At 59.1% G+C, this 14,584-nt stretch carries 17 protein-coding genes; 10 read left to right on the top strand and 7 right to left on the bottom strand.

Translation table 11 applies throughout. From position 1 onward, the window contains the following. Position 1: 1 nt before the first annotated feature. From lptB to K5E40_RS05670, 5 genes are read right to left on the bottom strand one after another with little or no spacing between them, the layout of a single operon-like run. Complete coding sequence (lptB, locus tag K5E40_RS05690; protein WP_008085069.1) at positions 2-727, bottom strand: LPS export ABC transporter ATP-binding protein; 726 nt, start codon at positions 725-727, stop codon at positions 2-4. Further along, the gene (gene lptA / locus K5E40_RS05685; RefSeq protein ID WP_221730036.1) at positions 727-1,272 is read right to left on the bottom strand and encodes a lipopolysaccharide transport periplasmic protein LptA; all 546 of its coding nucleotides are present in this window, start codon (positions 1,270-1,272) and stop codon (positions 727-729) included. Before lptA ends, lptB begins: the two co-directional genes overlap by 1 nt. Beyond that, the gene (gene lptC, locus K5E40_RS05680) at positions 1,259-1,831 is read right to left on the bottom strand and encodes an LPS export ABC transporter periplasmic protein LptC (RefSeq protein WP_221730035.1); all 573 of its coding nucleotides are present in this window, start codon (positions 1,829-1,831) and stop codon (positions 1,259-1,261) included. Before lptC ends, lptA begins: the two co-directional genes overlap by 14 nt. An 8-nt stretch (positions 1,832-1,839) precedes the next feature. Further along, positions 1,840-2,364: an HAD family hydrolase gene (locus tag K5E40_RS05675; RefSeq protein WP_221730034.1), complete on the bottom strand. Its 525-nt coding sequence runs from the start codon at positions 2,362-2,364 to the stop codon at positions 1,840-1,842. After that, positions 2,364-3,338: a KpsF/GutQ family sugar-phosphate isomerase gene (locus K5E40_RS05670; RefSeq protein ID WP_221730033.1), complete on the bottom strand. Its 975-nt coding sequence runs from the start codon at positions 3,336-3,338 to the stop codon at positions 2,364-2,366. The genes K5E40_RS05675 and K5E40_RS05670 overlap by 1 nt, the downstream gene beginning before the upstream one ends. 276 nt (positions 3,339-3,614) lie before the next feature. Here K5E40_RS05670 and K5E40_RS05665 point away from each other — a divergent pair, with 276 nt between their 5' ends. The 10 genes from K5E40_RS05665 to hisC all read left to right on the top strand — a co-directional run bounded on the left by K5E40_RS05665 (position 3,615) and on the right by hisC (position 11,566). Next, a complete protein-coding gene (locus K5E40_RS05665; RefSeq protein ID WP_221730032.1) occupies positions 3,615-4,424 on the top strand; it encodes an ATP-binding cassette domain-containing protein in 810 nt (269 codons plus the stop codon). Beyond that, the gene (gene mlaE / locus K5E40_RS05660) at positions 4,424-5,221 is read left to right on the top strand and encodes a lipid asymmetry maintenance ABC transporter permease subunit MlaE (protein ID WP_221730031.1); all 798 of its coding nucleotides are present in this window, start codon (positions 4,424-4,426) and stop codon (positions 5,219-5,221) included. The genes K5E40_RS05665 and mlaE overlap by 1 nt, the downstream gene beginning before the upstream one ends. Then, a complete protein-coding gene (gene mlaD / locus K5E40_RS05655; protein WP_095190863.1) occupies positions 5,221-5,688 on the top strand; it encodes an outer membrane lipid asymmetry maintenance protein MlaD in 468 nt (155 codons plus the stop codon). Before mlaE ends, mlaD begins: the two co-directional genes overlap by 1 nt. A gap of 11 nt (positions 5,689-5,699) precedes the next feature. After that, a complete protein-coding gene (locus K5E40_RS05650; protein WP_221730030.1) occupies positions 5,700-6,353 on the top strand; it encodes a phospholipid-binding protein MlaC in 654 nt (217 codons plus the stop codon). Further along, positions 6,350-6,655 carry a lipid asymmetry maintenance protein MlaB gene (locus K5E40_RS05645; RefSeq protein ID WP_221730029.1) on the top strand — a complete coding sequence of 102 codons (306 nt, stop codon included), beginning with the start codon at positions 6,350-6,352 and terminating at the stop codon, positions 6,653-6,655. Before K5E40_RS05650 ends, K5E40_RS05645 begins: the two co-directional genes overlap by 4 nt. A 115-nt stretch (positions 6,656-6,770) precedes the next feature. Then, entirely contained in the window at positions 6,771-7,010 is a 240-nt protein-coding gene (locus K5E40_RS05640; protein ID WP_007912386.1) for a BolA family protein, read from the top strand. A gap of 22 nt (positions 7,011-7,032) precedes the next feature. Further along, positions 7,033-8,298, top strand: a complete 1,266-nt coding sequence (murA, locus tag K5E40_RS05635; protein ID WP_045122295.1) for a UDP-N-acetylglucosamine 1-carboxyvinyltransferase — start codon at positions 7,033-7,035, stop codon at positions 8,296-8,298. Positions 8,299-8,425: 127 nt separating this feature from the next. Beyond that, positions 8,426-9,061, top strand: coding sequence for an ATP phosphoribosyltransferase (gene hisG, locus K5E40_RS05630; RefSeq protein ID WP_221730028.1), 636 nt, complete (start codon positions 8,426-8,428; stop codon positions 9,059-9,061). A gap of 124 nt (positions 9,062-9,185) precedes the next feature. Then, positions 9,186-10,511, top strand: a complete 1,326-nt coding sequence (gene hisD / locus K5E40_RS05625; RefSeq protein ID WP_221730027.1) for a histidinol dehydrogenase — start codon at positions 9,186-9,188, stop codon at positions 10,509-10,511. Between the two features lie 2 nt (positions 10,512-10,513). Next, entirely contained in the window at positions 10,514-11,566 is a 1,053-nt protein-coding gene (gene hisC, locus K5E40_RS05620; RefSeq protein WP_221730026.1) for a histidinol-phosphate transaminase, read from the top strand. 104 nt (positions 11,567-11,670) lie between these two features. On the opposite strand, the gene K5E40_RS05615 is transcribed toward hisC, so the two are convergent. Then, positions 11,671-12,390: a DUF4198 domain-containing protein gene (locus tag K5E40_RS05615; RefSeq protein ID WP_221730025.1), complete on the bottom strand. Its 720-nt coding sequence runs from the start codon at positions 12,388-12,390 to the stop codon at positions 11,671-11,673. A gap of 12 nt (positions 12,391-12,402) precedes the next feature. Then, positions 12,403-14,520, bottom strand: coding sequence for a TonB-dependent siderophore receptor (locus K5E40_RS05610; protein WP_221730024.1), 2,118 nt, complete (start codon positions 14,518-14,520; stop codon positions 12,403-12,405). Positions 14,521-14,584: the final 64 nt, after the last annotated feature.

Genomic DNA, 14,584 nt, shown 5'->3' with positions numbered 1-14,584 from the left:
TTTACAGGCGGAACTCGTGACCCAGATACACTTCCTTGACCAGATCGTTGGCCAGGATGGTTTCTGCGTCGCCTTCGGCAATCAACTGGCCGTCGTTGACGATGTAAGCGGTTTCACAGATATCCAGCGTCTCACGCACGTTGTGGTCGGTGATCAGTACACCGATGCCCTTGGCCTTGAGGTGGTGGATGATCTGCTTGATGTCGCCGACCGAGATCGGGTCGACACCGGCGAACGGTTCGTCGAGCAGGATGAATTTCGGTGCGGTTGCCAGGGCGCGCGCGATTTCCACTCGGCGGCGTTCACCACCGGACAGGCTCATGCCCAGGTTGTCGCGGATGTGGCTGATGTGAAATTCCTGCAGCAGGCTTTCCAGCTCCTTGCGACGACCGGCCTTGTCGAGCTCCTGACGGGTCTCGAGGATGGCCATGATGTTGTCGGCCACCGACAGCTTGCGGAAGATCGAGGCCTCTTGCGGTAGATAGCCGATACCAGCCTTTGCGCGACCGTGCATTGGCTGGTGGCTGACGTCCAGATCGTCGATCAGCACGCGGCCCTGATCGGCCTGTACCAGGCCGACAATCATGTAGAAGCATGTGGTCTTGCCGGCACCGTTCGGGCCGAGCAGGCCAACAATCTGGCCGCTGTCGATCGACAGGCTGACGTCACGCACGACCTGGCGGCTTTTATAGGCCTTGGCCAGGTGCTGAGCTTTCAGAGTTGCCATTACTGGGTTTTCTCGTCGGTTTTCTTCTTCGGCTGGATCACCATGTCGATGCGTGGACGCGACTCGGTGACCTTGCTGCCGGTAGCGCGACCGGCACTGGCCAGTTTCTTCACCGTGTCGTAGACGATTTTCTCGCCTTGGGTGATGTTGTCGTCCTTGTCGACAACCTTGGCCTTGTCGATCAGCACGACGCGGTTCTGCGCTGCATGGTACTGGATCGTTACGCCCCAGCCTTGAACGGGTTTCTTGTCGCCGGCGGTTTGCAGTTGCTCGAAGTAGGCAAGGTTGCCCACCGAGGTCACCACGTCGATGTCACCGGCCGGAGTGCGAGTGATGGTCACGGTGTTGCCGGTAACCTTCATCGAGCCCTGAGTGATGATCACGTCGCCTTTATAGGTGGCAACGCCATTCTTGTCGTCCAGTTGGGCATCGTCGGCCTGAATGCGGATCGGCTGCTCTTGATCGTTCGGCAGAGCCCAGGCGCTCACGCTTCCCAGTGCTGCGCCCAGACTGAGCAAAATAGGGAGGGTTTTAACGAGCCTCATACTGTCCTCTTACGTTCGATAGCAGGTGTATCCTGCTTTCCTTCAGATACGCTTTCATTCCCACGCCAGTCGATACACCCCCAGCGCCGTCGATTCTAACGGGTTGCGCGGTCTGCGCATATTGCTGCTGCGGGAACACCGTCATGCGAGTCGACGTGATCAGGGTGTCGCGGTTCTTTTCATCGGTGCGCTTGACGCGTACCGAGTCGATCAACTCGACTTCGGTGCCGCCCGAGTTCACTTCGCCGCGCTCACTGGTCACGTGCCATGGGAACGCTGTCCCGCGGTACATGCTCAGGTCGGGCTTGGTCACCAGTGTGATGTCGGTCGCCTTGACGTGTTCGGCCTTGTCGGACGTCATTTCATACTGCACTTTGCCGTCCGGAAGGTATTGCAAGGTATGCGTGTTGGTCGCATACCAGTCGATAGGGGCGTCTACCGACGAGGTTGGAGGTTTGTCGAGAAAGCGTTCCGGGCTGATGTTCCAGTAGCCGACCGCCGCGAATATCGCGGCTATACAGGCGAAGAGCAGGAAGTTACGAAATTTTTTGCTGAACATTTTTTGGCTCACAGGTACGCGGCGTTGGCCGCATCAAGGCGGCCCTGGGCGCGCAGGATCAATTCGCAGAATTCACGGGCGGCACCTTCGCCGCCGCGGGCCCGGGTCACGCCATGGGCGTGTTCGCGGACGAAATCAGCGGCGTTGGCCACGGCCATGCCCAAGCCTACGCGGCGGATCACCGGCAGGTCGGGCAGGTCGTCACCGAGGTAGGCGACCTGTTCATAGCTTAGGCCCAGTTGCTCAAGTAGACCGTCCAGAACCACCAATTTGTCTTCGCGGCCCTGAAACAGGTGCGCGATGCCGAGGTTTTTCGCTCGGCGCTCGACCACGGGCGTTTTACGGCCGCTGATGATGGCGGTCTGCACGCCAGCGTTCATCAGCATTTTGATGCCTTGACCGTCGAGGGTGTTGAACGTCTTGAACTCGCTGCCGTCTTCAAGGAAGTACAGGCGTCCGTCGGTAAGGACGCCGTCGACGTCGAAAACCGCCAGTTTGATCGCTTTTGCGCGTTGCAGCAGATCGGTGCTCATTACATCACTCCTGCGCGCAGCAGGTCGGAGAGGTTGAAGGCGCCGACCGGGCGATCTTCCTCATCGACAACTACCAGCGCGTTGATTCGGTGGTCTTCCATGATTTTCAGGGCTTCGGCGGCGAGCATTTCGGGCCGGGCGGTCTTGCCGTGGGCCGTCATCACCTGGTCGATGGTCGCGCTGCGGATGTCGATGCTGCGATCCAGCGTGCGGCGCAAATCGCCATCGGTGAAGATCCCGGCGAGCTTGCCGTCGGCTTCAAGAATCACGGTCATGCCCAGACCCTTGCGGGTCATTTCCATCAGAGCGTCCTTGAGCAGAGTGCCGCGTTGCACTTTCGGCAGCTCTTGCCCGCTGTGCATGACGTTTTCCACTTTCAGCAGCAGACGACGACCCAGCGCACCGCCCGGGTGAGAGAAAGCAAAATCTTCAGCGGTAAAGCCGCGCGCTTCCAGCAATGCAACGGCCAGGGCGTCACCCATGACCAGTGCCGCGGTGGTCGAGGAGGTCGGCGCCAGGTTCAGCGGGCAGGCTTCGTGCTCGACGTGAACGTTGAGGTTGACTTCGGCGGCTTTGGCCAGCGGCGAAGCCGGATTGCCGGTCACGCTGATCAACTGGATGCCCAGACGCTTGATCAAGGGCAGCAGGGTGACAATTTCGTTGGTCGAGCCGGAGTTCGAGAGGGCCAGGATCACGTCATCGCGAGTGATCATGCCCATGTCGCCGTGGCTGGCTTCGGCCGGGTGTACGAAAAAAGCGGGGGTGCCGGTGCTGGCCAGGGTCGCAGCAATCTTGTTGCCGACGTGCCCGGACTTGCCCATGCCGACCACCACCACACGGCCTTTGCTGGCCAGAATCATCTCGCAGGCGCGTACGAAATCGGCGTCGATATGGGGCAACAAGCCTTCTACGGCTTCCATTTCGAGGCGGATGGTGCGTTGTGCCGATTGAATCAGGTCGCTGGATTGGCTCATGTCAGAAATCGTATAGCCCGATGAAAAGGCGGCGATTATAGCGGTTATGTTGCAAAGCCTCACGCAAGTTCGTCGTGCTTTATCATTCCTCGTTACCAAAACCCGGCAAAACGGCCTCCAGTCCCCCCTTTATCGCTGAACACAGCCCGGCACAGGCCTTGGGCGCTTGGCCTTTGCAGTGATATAGTTCGCCGCCAGTTCGGCCTGCCCGGGATGTAAGTGCTTTTTAAAGAGAGCCAGGCGTCCGAGTGAGAGGCTGCATCGCAAGGAGTTTAGATGAGTGCCGATAACGCCTACGCGGTCGAGCTGAAGGGAGTCTCCTTCAAGCGCGGTGCGCGCAGCATTTTCAATAACGTCGATATCCGCATCCCGCGCGGCAAGGTCACCGGCATCATGGGGCCTTCCGGGTGTGGCAAGACCACCCTGTTGCGGTTGATGGGCGCACAGTTGCGTCCTTCCAGTGGCGAAGTCTGGGTGAACGGTCAGAACCTGCCGCAGCTTTCGCGCAGCGATCTGTTCGATGCACGCAAGCACATGGGCGTGCTGTTTCAGAGCGGTGCGCTGTTCACCGATCTCGATGTTTTCGAGAACGTCGCTTTTCCCCTGCGCGTTCATACCCAATTGCCGGAAGAAATGATCCGCGACATCGTCCTGCTCAAGCTGCAGGCCGTTGGCCTGCGCGGCGCCATCGATTTGATGCCCGACGAACTGTCCGGCGGCATGAAGCGTCGCGTGGCTCTGGCGAGGGCAATTGCGCTCGATCCACAGATCCTCATGTATGACGAACCGTTTGTTGGTCAGGACCCAATCGCCATGGGTGTGTTGGTGCGTCTGATCCGTCTGCTCAATGATGCGCTGGGGATCACCAGTATCGTGGTGTCCCACGATCTGGCTGAAACCGCGAGCATTGCCGACTACCTCTATATAGTCGGCGACGGTCAGGTACTGGGGCAGGGCACGCCGGATGAACTGATGAACTCGGACGAACCGCGTATTCGTCAGTTCATGACGGGCGACCCTGACGGCCCGGTTCCGTACCACTTTCCAGCGACGGATTACCGCGCAGATCTTCTGGGGAAGCGCTGATGCGCAGAATTTCATTAATAGAACGCGTACGCCGGTTTGGCGAAGCGGCGATCGACGCTATTGCGGTGTTTGGTCGTGCAACGCTGTTCCTGTTTCACGCCTTGATCGGTCGTGGTGGCATCAGCGGCGGTTTTGGTCTGTTGGTCAAACAGTTGCATTCGGTGGGCGTCATGTCGCTGGTGATCATCGTGGTCTCCGGTATCTTTATCGGCATGGTGCTGGCATTACAGGGCTTCAGTATTCTGTCGAGCTACGGTTCGGAGCAGGCGGTAGGGCAGATGGTTGCTTTGACCCTGCTGCGTGAACTGGGCCCGGTGGTGACGGCGCTGTTGTTTGCCGGGCGTGCCGGTTCGGCATTGACCGCGGAAATCGGCAACATGAAATCCACCGAACAGCTTTCCAGCCTGGAAATGATCGGTGTCGACCCGCTCAAATACATTATCGCGCCGCGTCTGTGGGCGGGTTTCATCTCCCTGCCGGTGCTGGCGATGATTTTTAGTGTGGTGGGCATCTGGGGCGGCTCGTGGGTGGCTGTCGACTGGCTGGGCGTGTATGAAGGCTCCTATTGGGCGAACATGCAGAACAGCGTGAACTTCACCAGTGATGTGCTCAACGGTGTCATCAAAAGTATCGTTTTCGCCTTCGTAGTGACCTGGATCGCCGTATTCCAAGGCTATGACTGTGAGCCCACTTCAGAGGGGATCAGTCGTGCCACCACCAAGACCGTGGTGTTTGCCTCGCTGGCAGTGCTCGGCCTGGACTTTATTCTGACCGCTTTGATGTTTGGAGATTTCTGATGCAAAACCGCACCCTGGAAATCGGTGTCGGCCTGTTCCTGCTGGCAGGGATCCTGGCTTTGCTGCTGCTTGCTTTGCGGGTCAGTGGCCTGTCTCCGACTTCGACCACCGACACCTATAAACTTTATGCCTACTTTGACAATATCGCCGGTTTGACGGTCAGAGCCAAAGTGACCATGGCCGGCGTAACAATCGGTAAGGTCACGGCAATCGATCTGGATCGCGACAGCTTCACCGGTCGGGTGACCCTGCAAGTGGATAAGAAAGTCGACAATCTGCCGACCGATTCCACAGCGTCTATCCTGACCGCTGGTCTGCTGGGCGAGAAGTACATCGGTATCAGTGTGGGCGGGGAAGACGCCCGTCTGAAGGATGGTGGAACCATTCACGACACGCAGTCGTCACTGGTACTGGAAGACCTGATCGGTAAATTCCTGCTCAATACCGTTAGCAAAGACGCCAAATGAGGAGCTTTTGAATGATCTCTACCTTGCGACGTGGACTGTTGGTGCTGCTTGCGACATTGCCATTGATGGGCACTGCTGTGGCGGCGCAGTCGGCGCACGATCTGGTTCAGGACACCACGAACCGGATGTTGGCTGACCTGGCGGCCAATAAAGAAAAGTACAAACAGGATCCGCAGGATTTCTATACCGCGCTGAACAACATTGTCGGCCCTGTGGTGGATGCCGAAGGCATTTCCAAAAGCATCATGACGGTCAAGTATTCGCGCAAGGCGACACCGGCACAGATGCAGACATTCCAGGAAAACTTCAAGAAAGGCCTGTTCCAGTTCTATGGCAACGCCTTGCTTGAGTACAACAACCAGGGCATCACCGTTGATCCGGCCAAGGACGAGTCGGGCGATCGCACCAGCGTCGGCATGACCGTCAAGGGCAGCAACGGCGCGATCTATCCCGTGCAGTACACGCTCGAGAAGATCAACGGCGAGTGGAAGCTGCGCAATGTGATCATCAACGGTATCAACATCGGCAAGCTGTTCCGTGATCAGTTCTCTGATGCGATGCAGCGCAATGGCAACAACCTGGACGCGACCATCAACGGTTGGGCCGGTGAAGTCGCCAAAGCCAAAGAAGAAACCGACAAAGCTGCCGTGAAGCCAGCGCAATGAAAGAGGCGGCAGTGCGTATGAGTGATGTCGATGAGCTTTTGCTCAGCGGAGTGCTGGACTACCGCACCGGGCCTGATCTGCGCAAGGAAGGTGAGGCGCTGATCAAGTCCAGCAAGGCTTCGTCGCTGGTCATCGACTGCTCGGGCGTAAAGAAGTCCAGCAGCATCGGTTTGTCGTTGCTGCTGTGCTTCATGCGCGATGCTCAAGCGGCCGGCAAGGCTGTCAGCATCAGGGCGATGCCCGACGACATGCGCGAAATCGCTCAGGTCAGCGAGCTGACCGAAGTGCTGGCGCTACACTGAATTCGCATCGATAAAGAAGCCCCCCGTCAGAGTCCTGCCATGCGGGGTTCGCAGGCGCGGGGCTTTTTTGTATGATGTCCGACCCGTGCGCACAGGGCGCCGATTGAGGTTGAGCATGCAGGCCGTAGAAGTGAAGAGCTTCCTTGAAGGAAAGCTGCCCGGAACGTTGGTAGAAGTTGAGGGCGAAGGCTGCAATTTCCAGCTGAACGTGATTAGCGATGAACTGGCGGCGTTGAGCCCGGTGAAGCGTCAGCAGCAGATCTATGCCCATTTGAACCCATGGATCACCGATGGCAGCATCCATGCGGTCACTATGAAATTTTTCAGCAGCGCGGCCTGGGCCGAGCGCACCTGAGCCTAAGGGCGTCGAGATTCTTATGGATAAACTGATTATTACCGGCGGCGTTCGTCTTGATGGCGAAATCCGCATCTCCGGGGCAAAGAACTCCGCCCTGCCGATCCTGGCAGCCACCCTGCTGTGCGATGGCCCGGTGACGGTTGGCAACCTGCCTCACCTGCACGACATCACCACGATGATCGAGCTGTTCGGTCGCATGGGCATTGAGCCTGTGATCGACGAGAAACTCAGCGTCGAAATCGACCCGCGCACCATCAAGACCCTGATCGCTCCGTACGAACTGGTGAAAACCATGCGTGCGTCGATCCTGGTACTGGGCCCGATGGTTGCCCGTTTCGGTGAAGCCGAAGTCGCACTGCCTGGCGGTTGCGCCATCGGCTCGCGTCCGGTCGACCTGCACATCCGTGGCCTCGAAGCCATGGGCGCGGTAATCGACGTCGAAGGCGGCTACATCAAGGCCAAGGCGCCTGAAGGCGGCTTGCGCGGCGCGAGCTTTTTCTTCGATACCGTGAGTGTGACCGGTACCGAAAACATCATGATGGCTGCTGCTCTGGCAAAGGGCCGCAGCGTGCTGCAGAACGCGGCGCGTGAGCCTGAAGTGGTTGACCTGGCGAACTTCCTCAACGCCATGGGCGCCAAGGTTTCCGGTGCCGGCACTGACACCATCACCATTGATGGCGTTGAGCGTCTGGGGTCGTGCTTCTACAAAGTCATGCCTGACCGTATCGAAACCGGCACCTATCTGGTGGCCGCTGCAGTGACCGGCGGTCGTGTGAAGGTCAAGGATACCGATCCGACCATCCTCGAAGCGGTTTTGGAAAAACTCCGTGAAGCCGGCGCAGAGGTCACCAGCGGTGAAGACTGGATCGAGCTGAACATGCATGGCAAGCGCCCGAAAGCGGTCAACGTGCGCACTGCGCCGTACCCGGCGTTCCCGACTGACATGCAGGCACAGTTCATCTCGCTCAACGCCATTGCCGAAGGCACTGGCGCAGTGATCGAGACGATCTTCGAAAACCGCTTCATGCACGTCTACGAACTGCACCGCATGGGCGCCAAGATCCAGGTCGAAGGCAACACCGCCATCGTCACCGGTACTGAAGTCCTCAAAGGCGCGCCAGTGATGGCAACCGACCTGCGTGCTTCGGCCAGCCTGGTGATTTCGGCGCTCGTTGCCGAAGGCGATACCCTGATCGACCGCATCTACCACATCGACCGTGGTTACGAGTGCATCGAAGAAAAACTGCAGATGCTGGGCGCCAAGATCCGTCGCGTTCCGGGCTAATAGCTGCTGCATGGGCACAAGGATGTGCCCGTTGAATTCGTTTTGAATCGAGCCGGTATCGGCTCGATGTGTGTCCGGCGCCGATTGTGACCGGACATGAGTACCTTGATAAGGACTGACGTTTCCCATGTTGACCATCGCACTGTCCAAGGGCCGCATCCTTGACGACACCCTGCCGCTTCTCGCTGAAGCGGGCATCGTGCCGACCGAGAATCCGGACAAGAGCCGCAAGCTGATCATCCCCACGACGCAGGCAGACGTACGCCTGCTCATCGTGCGCGCCACCGACGTGCCGACCTATGTCGAGCATGGCGCGGCCGACCTCGGCGTGGCCGGTAAAGACGTGTTGATGGAATACACCGGCCAGGGCCTGTACGAGCCACTGGACCTGCAGATCGCCCAGTGCAAACTGATGACCGCCGGCAAGATCGGCGCGGTCGAGCCCAAGGGCCGTCTGCGCGTGGCGACCAAGTTCGTCAACGTCGCCAAGCGTTACTACGCCGAGCAGGGCCGTCAGGTCGACATCATCAAGCTTTACGGCTCGATGGAACTCGCGCCGTTGATCGGTCTGGCCGACAAGATCATCGACGTGGTCGACACCGGTAACACCCTGCGCGCCAATGGCCTGGAACCTCAGGAGCTGATCGCCACGATCAGCTCGCGCCTGGTGGTCAACAAGGCTTCGATGAAAATGCAACACGCCCGCATCCAGGCGTTGATCGACACCCTGCGCAACGCAGTGGAGTCTCGACACCGCGGCTGATTTACTTGCGCGACCCCAGGTCGCGCCGTCTATCCGCCTCATAGCCAGAATTCTCAGGTGCCCAAGCGGATCGAATGGTAGTTTCGGGCGCCTGAGTTTTTGCCATTCCTATGAGGCTCTCGCTATGACCGCACCGACTGCAATTCGCCGACTCAACGCTGCTGACCCGGATTTCGCGCATCATCTGGATCATCTGCTGAGCTGGGAAAGTGTGTCTGACGACTCGGTCAATCAGCGCGTGCTGGACATTATCAAGGCTGTGCGCGAGCGCGGTGACGCAGCGCTGGTCGAGTTCACCCAGAAGTTCGACGGTCTGGAAGTGGCCTCGATGGCTGACCTGATCCTGCCGCGCGAGCGCCTGGAACTTGCCCTGACCCGCATCACCGTGCCGCAACGCGAAGCCTTGGAAAAAGCCGCAGCTCGGGTGCGCAGCTACCACGAAAAACAGAAGCAGGATTCCTGGAGCTACACCGAGGCCGACGGCACGGTGCTGGGCCAGAAGGTCACGCCGCTCGATCGCGCAGGGCTGTACGTGCCGGGCGGCAAGGCGTCGTACCCGTCGTCGGTGTTGATGAACGCGATTCCGGCCAAGGTCGCCGGTGTGACCGAAGTGGTCATGGTCGTGCCGACTCCGCGTGGTGAAATCAATGAACTGGTACTGGCGGCGGCGTGCATCGCTGGTGTCGACCGGGTGTTCACCATTGGTGGCGCGCAGGCGGTTGCCGCCCTGGCTTACGGTACCGAAAGCGTGCCGCAGGTCGACAAAGTGGTCGGCCCGGGCAACATCTATGTAGCGACAGCCAAGCGCCACGTTTTTGGTCAGGTCGGTATCGACATGATCGCCGGCCCTTCGGAAATTCTCGTCGTGTGCGACGGTCAGACCGATCCTGACTGGATCGCCATGGATCTGTTCTCCCAGGCTGAACACGATGAAGACGCTCAGGCGATTCTGGTCAGCCCCGACGCCGAGTTTCTCGACAAGGTTGCCGCGAGCATCGACAAACTGCTGCCGACCATGGATCGCGCGACCATCATCGAAACCTCGATCAATGGTCGCGGTGCGCTGATTCATGTGCGTGACATGGCGCAGGCGATCGAAGTCGCCAACCGCATCGCTCCGGAGCATCTGGAGTTGTCGGTCGCTGACCCGCAAGCCTGGCTGCCGCAGATCCGCCACGCGGGTGCGATCTTCATGGGCCGTCACACCAGCGAAGCCCTGGGCGACTACTGCGCGGGCCCCAATCATGTATTGCCGACATCCGGCACTGCACGTTTCTCCTCGCCGCTGGGCGTGTATGACTTCCAGAAACGTTCGTCGATCATCTTCTGTTCCGAGGACGGTGCTTCGCAGCTGGGTAAAACCGCATCCGTGCTGGCCCGTGGCGAATCGCTGAGTGCCCACGCGCGCAGCGCCGAATACCGCATCAAAGACGAATCGAAGGGGAACTGAACATGAGTAAATTCTGGAGCCCGTTCGTCAAGGATCTGGTGCCGTATGTACCGGGCGAACAGCCGAAACTGACCAAACTGGTCAAGCTCAATACCAATGAAAACCCTTATGGCCCGTCGCCAAAAGCCCTGGCGGCGATGCAGACCGAGCTCAACGACAACCTGCGTCTGTACCCGGACCCGAACAGCGACTTGCTGAAAAACGCGGTTGCTAACTACTACGGCGTGCAGAGCAATCAGGTGTTCCTGGGCAACGGCTCGGATGAAGTGCTTGCGCACATCTTCCACGGCCTGTTGCAACACGAGCAGCCGTTGTTGTTTCCGGACATCAGTTACAGCTTTTATCCGGTGTATTGCGGTCTGTACGGCATCAAGTTTGATGCGGTACCGCTTGATGCGCAGTTCCAGATCAACCCGGCGGACTACGCCAAGCCGAACGGCGGGATCATTTTCCCTAATCCGAACGCCCCCACCGGTTGCCTGCTGGCGCTGGACGCGGTTGAGCAGATTCTCAAGGCCAGCCCGGATTCGGTGGTAGTGGTCGATGAGGCTTATATCGATTTTGGCGGCGAGACGGTCATCAGCCTGGTGGATCGCTATCCGAACCTGCTGGTGACGCAGACCCTGTCCAAATCCCGTTCACTGGCGGGCCTGCGGGTCGGTTTGGCGGTGGGGCATCCAGACTTGATCGAGGCGCTGGAGCGTATCAAGAACAGCTTCAACTCCTATCCATTGGATCGTCTGGCGAATGTCGGTGCCGCGGCGGCGTTCGAGGATCGTGAGTACTTCGACAAGACTTGCCGTCTGGTCATCGAGAGCCGTGAATGGGTGATTGCGCAGTTGCAGGCCAAGGGCTTTGAGGTGCTACCGTCGGCGGCGAACTTCATCTTCGCCCGGCATCCGCAACATGACGCCGCAGGGCTGGCGGCCAAATTGCGTGAGCAAGGCGTGATCGTGCGGCACTTCAAGCAGGCGCGGATTGCGCAGTTCCTGCGGATTTCGATCGGCACGCCGGAGCAGAATCAGGCGTTGATCGACGGGCTCGGCGACCTCTAAACCGCTTTCGCGAGCAAGCCCGCTCCCACAGTGGATTTGTGCACGACACAGATCAAATGTGGGAGCGGTCTTGCTTGCGAATGCAGCGCCGCGAATCCTGAGCCTTACTCGTGATGTGGCTCCCCCAAAAACGTCAGCGAACTGAACAACCCTCGACTGTTCACATCAACACTGTCCTTCACCGGCACCTCAACCTGCGCGGCAATCACATTCAACCCCTCATTTCGTACCAACACCTGCGCGCGCCCGTCCTTGTCGGTCTCGGTGCTCAGCGTATTCGGCGCGCTCCGATAATCGCCGATCAACTTCACGCCCGCTGCCGGTTTGCCATCGAGCAAAACCCGTACCGGCAATGAATTCCCCGGCCCGACGGTTAGCGGATCGACCTCCGGCAAAATCAGCAGTTTGATCTGATCGAGCTTGGGCAACTTCGCTCCCGGTTGATAAATCGCCAGGCTGTATTTGAACGTCTGCGTCGCTTCGATTGCACCGGGCACTTTGCTGCGACCTTCGTTGATCCACTTCTTGTCAGCCGTTTGCGACCACATCCCGTTGTTCAGCGCCACCGCCATGACCGCCGGCGTTTTCAGCGGTTTCAGGCGGGCGTGATCGGCAAGGCGCTCGACGCTGACCGGGATCATCTTGCCGCCCGCGTCATAGGCCCACGCGCCGCTGATTTTCTGGGCCTTGAAGGCATTGTCTTCGGCGCCGTGGCCGTAGATCACTTCGATGTTGCCGCGACGTTGTTCTGTCCACAGGCCATGGGCTGTGGCTTGTGTGGCGAACAGCGCGGCGAGGATCAGGAAGGTTTTACGGTATTGCATGGTGACGTCCTTTTACAGGTTGAGTGTCAGGCTGACGGTGAAATTGCGCGGTTCGCCGGGGTTGACCCAGTAGTTGCTGTACGAGCGCTCGTCGTATTTTTCGTCGAACAGATTGTTCAGGTTCAGGCCAACGGTGACGTTGTCGCTGGCCTTGTAATGGGCCAGCAGGTCGACGGTGTGATAGGCCGGTAATTCGAAGTCACTGCCCGACTCACCCGAACGGTCACCGACATACGTAAACGCTGCGCCGACGTCCGAGCCGCGCAGGTGACCATCCTGAAATTCGTAAACACCGAGCAAACTGCCGCTGCGCTTGGCCACGCCGAGAATTCGGCTGCCAGTGGCAATCACCGCGTCGCCCTTGGTCACTTCGGCGTCGATGTAGGCAAATGCCCCGATCACCCTTACGGCATCGGTGACTTGCCCGGTCACTTGCAGGTCGAAGCCACGACTACGCGCCTTGCCCATCGCACGGCGGGTGTCGGTGCCCGGGTCGAGGGCAAGGACGTTTTCCTTGTCGATGTGGAAGAAGGCGAGGGTGCTGCTCAGGCGTTCGTCGAACAGTTCGTTCTTGATGCCGATTTCGTAGCCAACGCCTTCTTCCGGGGCGAAGGATTTGCCGGCGGCGTCGAGGCCATTGTTCGGTTTGAATGACGTCGAGGCGTTGGCGAACAGGCCGGTATTGGGCGTTAACTGATAGAGCAGACCGGCGCGCTGGGTGAGGGCATCGTGACTTTGGCGGCTGCTGGCATTGCGGGTTTTATCGTCGATGCGTTGGTCGAAATGTTCGAAACGCGCGCCGATCATCCCGCGCAGTTTGTCCGTGAAGACGATTTGATCCTGCAGGTTCAGTGCGTGGCTTTCGACGTGTTCGAAGAAGTCTGTGCCCGAGCGTGCGCCATCGGGTTTTGGCTGACCGTAGATCGGCCGGTAGATGTCGATGGCGTAAGGGCTGCCGGCGAAGGTCGTGACTCGTTCGTTCTTGCGATAGTTTTCGTATTCGGTGCCGATCAGCAGTTCGTGCTGCCAGGGGCCGAGGTCGAACAGGCCGCGCAGTTCCAGTTGGGTGATGCTGTCATGCCAGCGATTGTCGCGCTCGCGGTAACGGCGGTTGACGGTGTGGCCGTCGGCATTCAGCGCACGACTTTCAGAGGCGAAGCCCCAGAGTTTGCCTTCCTTGTAGTGGCTGGCCAGGCGTAGTTTCCAGCTGTCATTGAGGTGATGTTCAAGCGTCGCCTGCAGCAGGTTGTTGTGGTTGTCGATGTTGCCGTCGTTCGGTTCGCCGAGGAAGGTCGCGCGCGAGACGCCACTCCATTTATTGTTCGGCGCAACAATGCCGCGATCGAAGGTGGAGCTATGACGGACGATTTCGCTTTCTACTAACAGCGATGTGTCCGGGTTCAGTTGCCAACTGATCGAAGGCGCGACGAATACACGCTGGCTGTCGACGTGATCTCGAAAGCTGTGGTTGTCCTCGATGGCGAGGTTGATTCGCGCGAGCACGTCACCTTCTGCATCGAGCGGCGTGTTGACGTCCAGCGCGGTGCGATAGCGATCCCAACTGCCGGCGCTGGTTTGCAGGGTGGTGAAGGCTTCGGGTTGTGGTTTCTTGGTGACGATGTTCACCGTGCCGCCAGGGTCGCCGCGGCCGTACAGGCTGGCGGCCGGGCCCTTGAGCACTTCGATGCGCTCGAGATTGGCGACGTCGGGCGTGGTCGTATAGCCGCGATTGGCGCTGAAGCCGTCCTTATAGAACTCCGAAGTGGTGAAACCGCGCACGCTGTATTCGTAGAGGGTCAGGCCGCCGAAGTTGTTTTGCTTCGACACGCCGCCGGCGAAATCCAGTGCGCGCTCTACGCTGGTGCTGCCCAGATCCTTGAGCACGCTGGCGGGCACCACGCTGATGGCTTGGGGGATGTCGCGGATCGCGGTATCGGTTTTGGTCGCGCTGGAGGAGCGTGTGGCGCGGTAGCCCTTAACCGGGCCGGTGGGGGATTCGTAATCGGAGGTGACGCTGATGGCGTCGAGTTCGAGCGGTATTTGATCTTCGGCGAAGACCGGATCGCCCAATAAACCCAAGGGCAGACCGAGAGTCAGGCCCAGTAGAGAGGCCTTTGTTCGAGACGACATGTTATGTTGTTCCAATCGTTAAATTGAAACAACATAACATGCCTTTTGAGAATATCTGTTATTC

The sequence above is a fragment of the Pseudomonas baetica genome, assembly GCF_019733355.1.
Lineage (GTDB): Bacteria > Pseudomonadota > Gammaproteobacteria > Pseudomonadales > Pseudomonadaceae > Aquipseudomonas > Aquipseudomonas baetica_A.
This window is presented reverse-complemented; position numbering and strand designations above follow the sequence as displayed.

Excerpts from the sequence above, each read along its gene's own strand:
- K5E40_RS05675 (WP_221730034.1), bottom strand. The coding sequence starts at position 2,364 with ATGAGCACCGATCTGCTGCAACGCGCAAAAGCGATCAAACTGGCGGTT.
- hisD (WP_221730027.1), top strand. The coding sequence starts at position 9,186 with ATGACCGCACCGACTGCAATTCGCCGACTCAACGCTGCTGACCCGGAT.
- hisC (WP_221730026.1), top strand. The coding sequence starts at position 10,514 with ATGAGTAAATTCTGGAGCCCGTTCGTCAAGGATCTGGTGCCGTATGTA.
- K5E40_RS05615 (WP_221730025.1), bottom strand. The coding sequence starts at position 12,390 with ATGCAATACCGTAAAACCTTCCTGATCCTCGCCGCGCTGTTCGCCACA.
- K5E40_RS05640 (WP_007912386.1), top strand. The coding sequence starts at position 6,771 with ATGCAGGCCGTAGAAGTGAAGAGCTTCCTTGAAGGAAAGCTGCCCGGA.
- lptC (WP_221730035.1), bottom strand. The coding sequence starts at position 1,831 with ATGTTCAGCAAAAAATTTCGTAACTTCCTGCTCTTCGCCTGTATAGCC.
- hisG (WP_221730028.1), top strand. The coding sequence starts at position 8,426 with ATGTTGACCATCGCACTGTCCAAGGGCCGCATCCTTGACGACACCCTG.
- mlaE (WP_221730031.1), top strand. The coding sequence starts at position 4,424 with ATGCGCAGAATTTCATTAATAGAACGCGTACGCCGGTTTGGCGAAGCG.
- K5E40_RS05645 (WP_221730029.1), top strand. The coding sequence starts at position 6,350 with ATGAAAGAGGCGGCAGTGCGTATGAGTGATGTCGATGAGCTTTTGCTC.
- mlaD (WP_095190863.1), top strand. The coding sequence starts at position 5,221 with ATGCAAAACCGCACCCTGGAAATCGGTGTCGGCCTGTTCCTGCTGGCA.
- lptB (WP_008085069.1), bottom strand. The coding sequence starts at position 727 with ATGGCAACTCTGAAAGCTCAGCACCTGGCCAAGGCCTATAAAAGCCGC.
- K5E40_RS05665 (WP_221730032.1), top strand. The coding sequence starts at position 3,615 with ATGAGTGCCGATAACGCCTACGCGGTCGAGCTGAAGGGAGTCTCCTTC.
- K5E40_RS05650 (WP_221730030.1), top strand. The coding sequence starts at position 5,700 with ATGATCTCTACCTTGCGACGTGGACTGTTGGTGCTGCTTGCGACATTG.
- K5E40_RS05610 (WP_221730024.1), bottom strand. The coding sequence starts at position 14,520 with ATGTCGTCTCGAACAAAGGCCTCTCTACTGGGCCTGACTCTCGGTCTG.
- K5E40_RS05670 (WP_221730033.1), bottom strand. The coding sequence starts at position 3,338 with ATGAGCCAATCCAGCGACCTGATTCAATCGGCACAACGCACCATCCGC.
- murA (WP_045122295.1), top strand. The coding sequence starts at position 7,033 with ATGGATAAACTGATTATTACCGGCGGCGTTCGTCTTGATGGCGAAATC.
- lptA (WP_221730036.1), bottom strand. The coding sequence starts at position 1,272 with ATGAGGCTCGTTAAAACCCTCCCTATTTTGCTCAGTCTGGGCGCAGCA.